The 9825-nt window shown below is 70.3% G+C and carries 9 protein-coding genes; 5 read left to right on the top strand and 4 right to left on the bottom strand.

Annotated elements, in window-relative coordinates:
- Nucleotides 1–35 precede the first annotated feature (35 nt).
- Nucleotides 36–863 carry a phosphonate ABC transporter ATP-binding protein gene (gene phnC, locus DW309_RS06510; RefSeq protein ID WP_136044896.1) on the bottom strand — a complete coding sequence of 276 codons (828 nt, stop codon included), beginning with the start codon at nucleotides 861–863 and terminating at the stop codon, nucleotides 36–38.
- 119 nt (nucleotides 864–982) lie between these two features.
- On the bottom strand, nucleotides 983–1912 hold the full coding sequence (locus tag DW309_RS06505) for a phosphate/phosphite/phosphonate ABC transporter substrate-binding protein (RefSeq protein ID WP_136036454.1): 930 nt from the start codon (nucleotides 1910–1912) through the stop codon (nucleotides 983–985).
- A gap of 169 nt (nucleotides 1913–2081) precedes the next feature.
- Between DW309_RS06505 and DW309_RS06500 the strand changes: the two genes are divergently transcribed.
- Nucleotides 2082–2825 carry a GntR family transcriptional regulator gene (locus DW309_RS06500; RefSeq protein WP_240753138.1) on the top strand — a complete coding sequence of 248 codons (744 nt, stop codon included), beginning with the start codon at nucleotides 2082–2084 and terminating at the stop codon, nucleotides 2823–2825.
- A 239-nt stretch (nucleotides 2826–3064) separates the two neighbouring features.
- Here DW309_RS06500 and DW309_RS06495 read toward each other — a convergent pair whose 3' ends face one another.
- Nucleotides 3065–4207: a sensor histidine kinase gene (locus tag DW309_RS06495; protein WP_136044895.1), complete on the bottom strand. Its 1143-nt coding sequence runs from the start codon at nucleotides 4205–4207 to the stop codon at nucleotides 3065–3067.
- Between the two features lie 226 nt (nucleotides 4208–4433).
- Between DW309_RS06495 and DW309_RS06490 the strand changes: the two genes are divergently transcribed.
- Nucleotides 4434–5090: a response regulator gene (locus DW309_RS06490; protein WP_240744674.1), complete on the top strand. Its 657-nt coding sequence runs from the start codon at nucleotides 4434–4436 to the stop codon at nucleotides 5088–5090.
- A gap of 165 nt (nucleotides 5091–5255) precedes the next feature.
- Here the strand turns inward: DW309_RS06490 and DW309_RS06485 are convergent, their stop codons facing one another.
- Nucleotides 5256–6116 carry an EamA family transporter gene (locus tag DW309_RS06485; RefSeq protein WP_136034858.1) on the bottom strand — a complete coding sequence of 287 codons (861 nt, stop codon included), beginning with the start codon at nucleotides 6114–6116 and terminating at the stop codon, nucleotides 5256–5258.
- Nucleotides 6117–6347: 231 nt separating this feature from the next.
- Between DW309_RS06485 and DW309_RS06480 the strand changes: the two genes are divergently transcribed.
- From DW309_RS06480 to DW309_RS06470, 3 genes are read left to right on the top strand one after another with little or no spacing between them, the layout of a single operon-like run.
- Nucleotides 6348–7631, top strand: coding sequence for a M18 family aminopeptidase (locus DW309_RS06480; RefSeq protein WP_136044897.1), 1284 nt, complete (start codon nucleotides 6348–6350; stop codon nucleotides 7629–7631).
- Nucleotides 7632–7666: 35 nt separating this feature from the next.
- Nucleotides 7667–9109: a purine-cytosine permease family protein gene (locus DW309_RS06475; RefSeq protein ID WP_136044894.1), complete on the top strand. Its 1443-nt coding sequence runs from the start codon at nucleotides 7667–7669 to the stop codon at nucleotides 9107–9109.
- Nucleotides 9106–9675, top strand: a complete 570-nt coding sequence (locus DW309_RS06470; RefSeq protein WP_136044893.1) for a cysteine hydrolase family protein — start codon at nucleotides 9106–9108, stop codon at nucleotides 9673–9675. The genes DW309_RS06475 and DW309_RS06470 overlap by 4 nt, the downstream gene beginning before the upstream one ends.
- Nucleotides 9676–9825: the final 150 nt, after the last annotated feature.

Below are 9825 nucleotides of genomic sequence, written 5' to 3'. Positions count from 1 at the left end.
GCGGGTGCCGGGCGCCGCCGCCGTGTCCAGGGCCGTCATGCCACGCCCGCCGGGGTGGCTGCGTCGGCGAGCTCGACCTGCACGGCCGTGATCTCCGCGGTCGTCGTGGCCACGCGTCCGTAGATCTCCATGACCTCCGCCTTGCTGAGGCCGTCGGTGGGGGTGTCGAGCACGACCTCGCCGTGCCTCAGCCCCACGATGCGGTCGGCCCAGCTGATGGCGAGGTCCACCTGGTGCAGGCTGCACACCACGGTGAGCCCCTCGTCGGCGGAGATGCGGCGGATGAGGGCCATGACCTGCTCGCTCGACTCGGGGTCGAGCGAGGCGACGGGCTCGTCCGCGAGCAGGATGTCGGGCTTCTGCATGAGCGCACGGGCGATGGCCACGCGCTGCTGCTGTCCCCCGGAGAGGGTGTCGCTGCGCTGGTACGCCCGGTCGAGCAGCCCGACCCGGTCGAGGTGTTCGAGAGCGGTCAGCCTCGCGCTGCGGGAGTAGCCCCAGAGCCCGAGGCGGGGGCCGCGCACGCGCGAGAGCGAGCCGGTGAGCACGTTCTCCAGCACGGTCAGCGACGGCACGAGCTCGAACTGCTGGAAGATGAAGCCGACGCGGCTGCGCAGGTCGCGCAGCGCCCGACCGCGGAGCGCGGGGACCGCGGCGCCGAGCACGTCGACCGTGCCGGCGGTGGGCACCTCGAGCCCGTCGAGGTGTCGCAGGAGCGTCGACTTCCCCGAGCCGGACAGGCCGAGCAGCACGACGATCTCGCCGCGGGCCACGGTGAGCGACACGTCGCTCAGAGCCGTGGTGCTGCCGAAGGTCTTGGTCACGCCGTCGAGGCGGATGAGGGTGTCGGTGGCCGCGGTCATGGCATCTCCTTGTCGTGCGGTCGGGTCCGGTGCGAGGCCCTTCGTCCCGCTGCGCTCGCTCAGGAACCGCAGTCGGGTTCCTGAGCGAGCGCCGGCGAGACGACGGGCACATCAGGCCGTCAGGCCTTGCACTGCTCCGCTTCGGTCTCGGCGCAGATGTCGCGGATCAGGTCGTAGTACGCGTCGTCGACCGGCTTCGTGGCGTAGAACACGCTGCGGAACGCGTCGGAGTCGGCGCCGTCGATGCCCGCGGCGATGATGTCGTCGATCGTGACCTCACCGAGCGCGTCGACGAGCTCCTGCGCGACCTCGTCCGGGAGGGACGAGGAGTAGACCAGGGGCGCACCGGGCACCATGGTCTCGTCGATCACCTTCACCTTGTCGGACTTCTCGACCTCGGAGTCCTCGGCGAACCCGACCTCGCACTCGACGCCCTCGCCGACCTTCTGCACGCTCACGTCGTGCTTGCCCGCGAAGACCGGCGTGATGTCGGCCTGGGGGTCGATGCCCGCCTCGAGCAGGTTGTAGGAGGGGAAGAGGTAGCCGGAGGTCGACGACGGGTCGACGAAGCAGACCTTCTTGCCGGCGAAGTCCTTCAGGCTGGTGATGTCGCTGTCGGCGGGGACGATCGCCTGCGAGTAGTAGCCGGGCTCCTGGCCCTCCTCGGTGATGATCGACGAGATGGGCGTGAGCTTCGCGCCGTTGTTGGTGGCGGTCACGTAGGTGAAGCCGGAGAACGACGCGACGTCGACCTTCCCGGCGACGGCGGCCTCGATCAGCGCGGCGTAGTCGGTGGACTCGTGGTACTCGACGGTCTTCCCGGTGACCTCGGCGATGTAGTCCATCAGGGGCTGGTAGTTGGTCTCGGTGTCGACCGAGTCGGGCACGACGCCGAAGACCAGCGTGTTCTCGTCGACGGCGAACCCGCTCGCGCCGGCGGACTGTGCGTCGCCGGGGGCGTCGGTGGCCTCGGCCGTTCCGGCACAGGCGGCGAGGCCGAGCGCGAGGATCGCAGCGCCGGCGAGGGCGGGGAGAGCACGGAGCTTCATGGTGGACCTTTCAGGGTGGGAGGGGTGATCCTCGACGACTCTGACAGGCTCGGTCTTCAGATGTATACCTATCTCGGAAGAGTTCAGGGCGCGTTCACCCGCCATTCGCCTGGGTGAACACTCACCGGCTATCCGCGGCATCCGCGCGATGGCGAAGTAATGTACCTATGTGGCTGAAGCTGTGTACACCCAGATCGCCGACGACCTGCGCGCCCGGATCACCGACGGCACGCTGCGCCCCGGCGACGACGTACCCACCGAGGCCGAGCTCGCCGAGCGCTGGCACACCTCCCGCGGCCCGATCCGCAACGCGCTCGCGGCGCTGCGCGCCGAGGGGCTGATCGAGACCGGTCGCGGACGCCCGGCGCGCGTCGTCGCGCGTAAGGCGAACCAGGCGGTCGACGTGTCAGTGCCGTTCACGCGCTGGGCGCGCGAGCTCGGCGTGACCCCCGGCGCCGAGACGCAGGAGCTCAGCCTGCGCCGCGCCGGCGACCTGGGCCCCGCGCTCGGCGTGGGGCGTGACGACACCATCGTCCGCGTCGTCCGCCTGCGCCTCCTCGACGGGCGGCCGACCATGCTGGAGCGCCTCGCCTACACCGAAGACGTCGGGCGTCGGCTGTTCGAGGTCGATCTGGACGAGGTCTCGATCACCGAGTACCTGGCCTCCCTCGGGCATCCGATCGTCACGCTGCGGCACGAGATCGATGCGGTCGCAGCCGACGAGCAGGACGCGAGCCTGCTGCGGGTTCCGCGGGGCGCACCGATCCTGCGACTCACGCGCACGTCGCGCGACGCCGACGGACGCATCTTCGAGGCCTCGGAGGACCGCTACCTCAGCGAGGTGGTCCGGTTCACGGTGGCGGCGTCCGGCATCTCGACCGATGGGCACTTCATGCGCGCCGTGGGTGCGTGAGGAGAGGCATTCGGCCGCAGGGGAAAGGGCCCGGAAACAGATTCGCGATCGCGGGCACGGGAGTGTTCAGAAGCCAGAAAGATCGCGCCCGCGATCGCAGCGCTGGGGACGCTTTATCTGGGGAGCTTTCAGCATATGCCGGTGCGAATTGGGCTCTGAAGTGCCGAAAGTCGAGACCTTTTTAGACTTTCGTCTAGGTCTGTTCGTGCACACGCAGCGCACTCTGCCACTGTAGCGCCTCAGGCCACCGGCAGTGCGGCCGACACGAGCCAGTGCCCGTCGACCTCCCCCGCGCTGAACTCACCGCTCGCGCCCATGACGCGCTCGGCCATGCGGCCGAGGCCCGTGCGACTCGACGAGAGCTCGCGGCGGGGCGTGGTCGGAAGGGGACTGCGCAGGGTCAGGTGCGCGGTGTCGTCGTCCACGGCGAGACGGATCTCGACCGTGCCCTCGCCGGCGTACTTCAAGATGTTGGTGGCGGACTCGCGCACGATGCGCGCCAGCACGATCTCCACGGCGCGCGGGATGCGCTCGTCGCCCGGGTCGCCTTCGCACACCACCGTGTGCCCGGCGGCCGCGAACTCGGTGCGTGCTTCGTCGATCGCCGCGACGAGGTCGCCCGTCGGCATGCCTGCCGACCGGGGCCCGTCGTCGGCCAGCTCGATCACGAACCGGAGATCGGTCATGGCCTTGCGCGCGGCCACCCGGATGGCCTCACGCGAATCGTCACTGGTTCCGGGGTCCTCGAGCATCTGCACGTGCAGCGACACCACCGTGAGGTGGTGCGCGATGCTGTCGTGCAACTCGCCGGCGATCCATCGCCGCTCGGCGAGCACTGCTTCGCGTTCCTGTTCGGCCGCTGCCTCGAGCTGACGCTCCAGGCGGCTGCCACGTGCGAACGCGATCCGCAGCGCGAAGCCGACGGCTCCCGCGACAGCGGCGAAGACCAAGAAGAGGGCGACGTTCACGCCGGCGTCGGCGTCGCCCATGGCGACGACGGCGGCCGAAACGAGGAACGCGCCGGTGTACGACAGGATCAGCGAAGTCCAGCCGAGCCTCATGACCAATCCGGCCGCGACAGCGGCGGCGGTCAGGACCTGGGATTCGGTTCCTGCCAAGAAAGAGAGGGCGAACACGACGCCGAGGGCGCATGTCGCGATGAGCGGTTTCCAGAGGTAGAGGGCGAACGCGGCCGTCGAAGCGATGCTCACCAGCACTGCTCCCGGGTTGACCCCGGGGGTGGTGATGAACCCGATGAGATCGACGGCGATCGTGATGGAGATGATCACCAGGACGACGATCCGCTCGATGGGACTGAGCTTCTCGCCCCGGACCAGCCGGAGAGTATCCGCAGACCCGCGAATCGAATGGTCGAAGGCCATGGTTCACTATCTCCTATTCGCCAGGTACTCTAGCGGACGAGACCAAAGAACTTGCCAACCTGCTGCCAGAAAGTCATTACGTTCACCTCCATTTTGTAGTCGTTTGTCGATGTCTGTATTCATCTTCTCGACGACGCTGAGCGGGCACATCTGTCTTGAGTCCAGACCTCGATGGCCAAAGGTCTACAGCGCGGATCCGCGGGTGCAGCGCGGTTAGGCTTCCTCCATGCAGGAAATCCGCGTCGTGATCGTCGATGACGATCCACTGGTCCGCTCCGCGCTGTCCCACTTCGTGTCGCGCGCGCCGGAGATCACGGTCGTGGCGCAGGCGGAGGACGGTCGGGAGGCCCTCAGCACGGTGGAGCGGGAGAAGCCGGACGTCGTCATGATGGACGTCCAGATGCCCGAGATGAACGGCATCGAGGCGACGGCGGCCATCGCGCAACGGTGGCCCGATGTGCGGATCCTCGCCGTGACCACCCTCGACGGCAGCGACACGGTCCTGCCGATGCTGAGCGCCGGGGCGTCGGGCTACCTGCTCAAGGACTCCAGCGCGGAGGACATCGTGACCGGCGTGCGCGAGGTGTTCGCCGGCCAGAGCTCGCTGTCCCCGCGCATCGCCTCCATGCTGATCCGGCACGTGCGCGACTCCACGCCCGCCGCGACCGCCGCTGATGCCCTCGAACCGCTCACGGACCGTGAGGAAGAGGTGCTGCAGTGCCTCGCGAAGGGCATGTCGAACGCCGAGATCGCCAAGGCGCTCATCGTGTCGGAGGGCACGGTCAAGGCGCACCTCGGGCGCATGATGTCGAAGTGGCACCTGCGCGACCGCGTGCAGATCCTCGTCACGGCCGCGCACGCGGGACTGGTCACCTTCCGCTGACCCCGTGCCTCGCGCGGCACGCGGGCATTCCGTTGGCGCACCGCGCGCGCCGCGGGGATCCGGGAGAGTGCTCACACCTGCATCCATCTCCGGACCGTCGGCGTCGACGGTCCGAGGGCTGTCGTTCTTCCACCCCGCGCCATCTCCAGAATGGAACCGCGGGGGTCACAGCGCAAGCAGCACGATGCCGGTCAGCACGATGAGCGAGGCGCCCACCCGCCACCCTGGCCGCGACTCCCTGAGCACGACCGCGCCGAACAGGCTCACCAGCACCACGCTCACCTCGCGCAACGGCGCGACCAGCGCGACGGGAGCGATCTGGATCGCCGACAGCACGAGGATGTACGACAGGGGCGACAGCACACCGAACGCCAGGATGCGGCGCCACTGGGCACGCCCGAGCGCCCACACCGCGGGCCAGCGGCGACGGACCGCGATCGAGTAGAACGGCACCTGCAGCAGGGTCGTGCCCACCATGAAGGCCACCGGCGACAGGCTCCACGTGCGCACCGCATGCGTGTCCCAGATCGTGTACACCGCGATCGCCACGCCCGTCAGCAGCCCGAACACCAGGCCGAGGTCAACGCCCCGCCCTCCGCCGCTCCCCCGGTCGACCAGCCCGACCGCCACCACGCCGACGATCACCGCGGCGACGCCGACCAGTGCGATGCCCGACGGCCGCTCCCCCAGCAGCAGCACCGCGACGATCACCGACAGGAAGGGACCAGTCCCGCGCGCCGTCGCATACACGGTCGACAGGCTGCCCTCGCGATAGCCGCGCTGCAGCACCGCCATGTACACCACGTGCAGCACGGCCGAGACACCCACCCCGAGGGCGAACGAGGCGAGGTCGGACGTGCCGAGGCCCCCCGTGAACGGCACCGCCCCGATCCACACGGCCGTGCTGGCCACCGCGCCCCACCACAGGAACGGCGAGCCGGCGCGGCTGATGCCGTGCGCGATCACGTTCCAGGCGGCGTGGGCGACGGCGGCACCGAGGACCAGGACGAAGGCGAGTGGGGACACGACAGACCCTTCCGTTCGGCGCAGGCACGACGAACAGGGTCCTCCGGGCTTTTGTCCTGTCAGATGACGGCCCGCTCACGGGAGCGGACCGTGGCGCCGCTCGGACCAGACGGGTGCGGACCCCGGAACCCTAGGCGCTATCGGGACCACCCTAGCCGTCCGAGGTGAACCGGAGGGGAACGCCGGTCGCGACTACGCTCGAAAGACACCCCGCGCAGGAAGGTCATGCCCATGCCCGTCACCCCGGTCGCTCTCGCCCACGCCGAGGACCTCGCCGACTTCGTCGCCGCCTCCCCCTCCAGCTATCACGCCGCGGCCGAGGTCGCCCGTCGCCTGGAGGACGCCGGGTTCACGCGGCTCGACGAGCACGACGCGTGGCCGTCCGCCACGGGCGGGCGGTACGTCGTGGTGCGCGACGGTGCCGCGATCGCCTGGGTCGTCCCCGCCGACGCCACCGCGACCACGCCCGTGCAGGTCTTCGGCGCCCACACCGACTCCCCTGGCTTCAAACTCAAGCCGCAGCCCACGACCGGTGTCCGCGGGTGGCTGCAGGCGGCGGTCGAGGTCTACGGCGGCCCGCTGCTGAACTCCTGGCTCGACCGGGAGCTGCGCCTCGCCGGTCGCCTGGCCCTCGCCGACGGCCGCGTCGTGCTCGCCGACACGGGTGCCCTGCTGCGACTGCCGCAGCTGGCGATCCACCTCGACCGCGGCGTGAACAACGGCCTCGCGCTCGACAAGCAGACCGAGACGCAGCCCGTCTGGGGACTGGGCGACCCGTCCGAGGCGGACATCCTCGCGGAGCTCGCGGCCTCCGCCGAGGTGTCGGCGTCTGACGTCCGCGGCTACGACGTGGTGGTGGCCGATGCGGCACGCGGCGCGGTGTTCGGCAAGGACAGCGCCTTCTTCGCCTCCGGTCGCCTGGACGACCTCGCCTCCGTGCACGCCGGCGTGGTGACGCTGCAGGCGCACGAGCCCGCCGCTGGTGCGCCGATCGCGGTGCTCGCCGCGTTCGACCACGAGGAGCTCGGGTCGGAGTCGCGCTCCGGCGCGGCCGGCCCGTTCCTGGAGGACGTGCTGGAGCGGGTCTACGACGGGCTGGGCGCCGACGCGTCGGCCCGCCGTCGGGCCTACGCCGCGTCGTGGTGCCTGTCGAGCGACGTGGGTCACTCGGTGCACCCCAACTACGTCGGCCGCCACGACCCCGTGGTGCAGCCGGTGCTCGGCTCCGGCCCCATCCTCAAGCTCAACGCCAATCAGCGCTACGCCACGGACGCGGTCGGCAGCGCCGCCTGGCGTGAGTGGTGCGAGCGCTCGGGCGTCGCCACGCAGGAGTTCGTGTCGAACAACGGCGTGCCCTGCGGCTCCACCATCGGACCGATCACGGCAACGCGCCTGGGCATCCGCACGGTCGACGTGGGCATCCCGATCCTGTCGATGCACTCGGCGCGGGAGCTCGCCGGCGTGAGCGACCTGCACGACCTGACACGCGTGGCCGGAGCGTTCTTCGCCGGCTGAGCCCTGCACGGGCGCAGCAGTGCCATCATGAGCAGATGACCGACATCAGGCCGGCTCTCATCGAGCGCGCAGGCATCGAGATCATCCCCGAATCCGAGCGGACCGCGAAGCCGCGCGACCTCTTCTGGCCGTGGTTCGCCGCGAACGTGTCGGTGTTCGGCATGTCGTACGGCTCGTTCGTGCTCGGCTTCGGCATCTCGTTCTGGCAGGCGACGCTCGTGTCGGTGATCGGCATCGTGGTGTCGTTCCTGCTGTGCGGGCTGATCGCGATCGCGGGCAAGCGCGGCTCCGCGCCGACCATGGTGCTCTCGCGGGCGGCGTTCGGCGTGCAGGGGCAGAAGATCCCCGGCATCGTCTCGTGGCTCACCTCGATCGGCTGGGAGACGTTCCTGGCGATCATGGCCGTGCTCGCCACCGCGACCGTGATCACGCAGCTCGGCGGCGACGGCGACAGCCTGTGGCTCAAGATCGTCGCGACCGTCGTGGTGGCCGCGCTCATCGTCACGGCCTCCGTGCTGGGCTATCACACGATCATGCGCCTGCAGTCGGTGCTCACCTGGGTCACCGGCGTGGTGACCGTGCTCTACATCGTCCTCGCGATCCCGAGCATCGACCTCGGCGTGGTGCTCGCGCGTCCGGACGGCGGCATCGGGCAGGTGATCGGCGCACTCGTGATGGTGATGACCGGGTTCGGGCTGGGCTGGATCAACATCGCCGCGGACTGGTCGCGCTACCAGAAGCGCACAGCCTCCGACGGCGCGATCGTCGCCTGGAACACGGTCGGCGGCTCGGTCGCGCCGGTCATCCTCGTCGTGTTCGGCCTGCTGCTCGGCGGCTCCGACGACGACCTGCTGACGGCGATCGCGGCCGACCCGATCGGCGCCCTCGCGAGCATCCTCCCGCTCTGGGTGCTGGTGCCGTTCCTGCTCACCGCGGTCCTCGCGCTCGTGTCGGGCGCCGTGCTGGGCATCTACTCCTCCGGCCTGACCCTGCTGAGCCTCGGCATCCGCATCCCGCGCCCGTCGGCCGCCGCGATCGACGGGGTCATCCTCACGCTCGGCACGATCTACGTGGTGTTCTTCGCGACCGACTTCCTCGGCCCGTTCCAGAGCTTCCTCATCACGCTCGGCGTGCCGCTCGCCTCCTGGGCCGGCATCCTGATCGCCGACATCCTCCGCCGCCGCGCCGACTACGACGAGCAGGCGCTGTTCGACAGCCGCGGCCGCTACGGCGCCTGGGACTGGACCTCGATCGTCACCCTGGTGGTCGCGAGCGTGATCGGCTGGGGATTCGTGCTCAACGGCTTCGCCGAGGCCGCCCCGTGGAACAACTGGCAGGGGTATCTGCTGTTCCTGGTCGGCGGCGCTGACGGCGACTGGGCGTACGCCAACCTCGGGGTGTTCTTCGCGCTCGTGCTGTCGTTCGTCGTGACCTGGTTCGCCAGGGCGGGGAAGATCCGGCGGCAGGAGGCGGCGTGACCACGACCGCCGGCCCGGATTCGCGGGACGCCTGGCTGGTCGTGATCGACCCTCAGCACATCTTCGCCTCGCCCGACTCCGCGTGGGGGTCGCCGTTCTTCGACGACGCGATGGGCAACATCCGGCGGCTCGCCGACGGGTTCGGCGACCGCGTGCTGGTGACGCGGTGGCTGCCCACGGCCGACCGCTCCACCTCCTGGGGCGACTACCTCGACGCGTGGCCCTTCGCCGACCGCCCGGCCGACGACGCACTGTTCGACCTGGTTCCCGCGGCGCGCGGGCTGTCCCCGCACCCGACGCTCGACCTGCCCACGTTCGGCAAGTGGGGCGCGGAGCTGGAGGCGGTGGTGGGACACGGCGCGCCGGTGGTGCTGGCCGGCGTGTCCACCGACTGCTGCGTGATCTCCACGGCGCTCGCTGCCGCGGACGCGGGGGCCCGGGTGACCGTCGCCACCGACGCCTGCGCCGGTTCCACGGCGGAGAACCACGCCGCCGCGGTGCAGGTCATGAGCCTCTACCCGCCGCAGATCACGGTCGCCGAGACGTCCGCCCTCCTGTCGCGCTGACCCCGCGTGCGGGGTGGAAAACGGACCGCGCGAGGCCCACCCAGGCGTGTTTTCGATCCGGTACCGCGACCGGGGCACCGCGACCGGGGCACCGCGACCGGAGCGGACGGGGTCAGACGGCGGCGCGGACGGCGGCGGCGATGTCGGCCG

It is taken from the genome of Microbacterium sp. K41 (assembly GCF_004794395.1).
Taxonomy (GTDB): Bacteria; Actinomycetota; Actinomycetes; order Actinomycetales; family Microbacteriaceae; genus Microbacterium; species Microbacterium sufflavum.
Note: the sequence above shows the minus strand (reverse complement) of the source record. Positions and strands in the feature narration are given on the sequence as shown.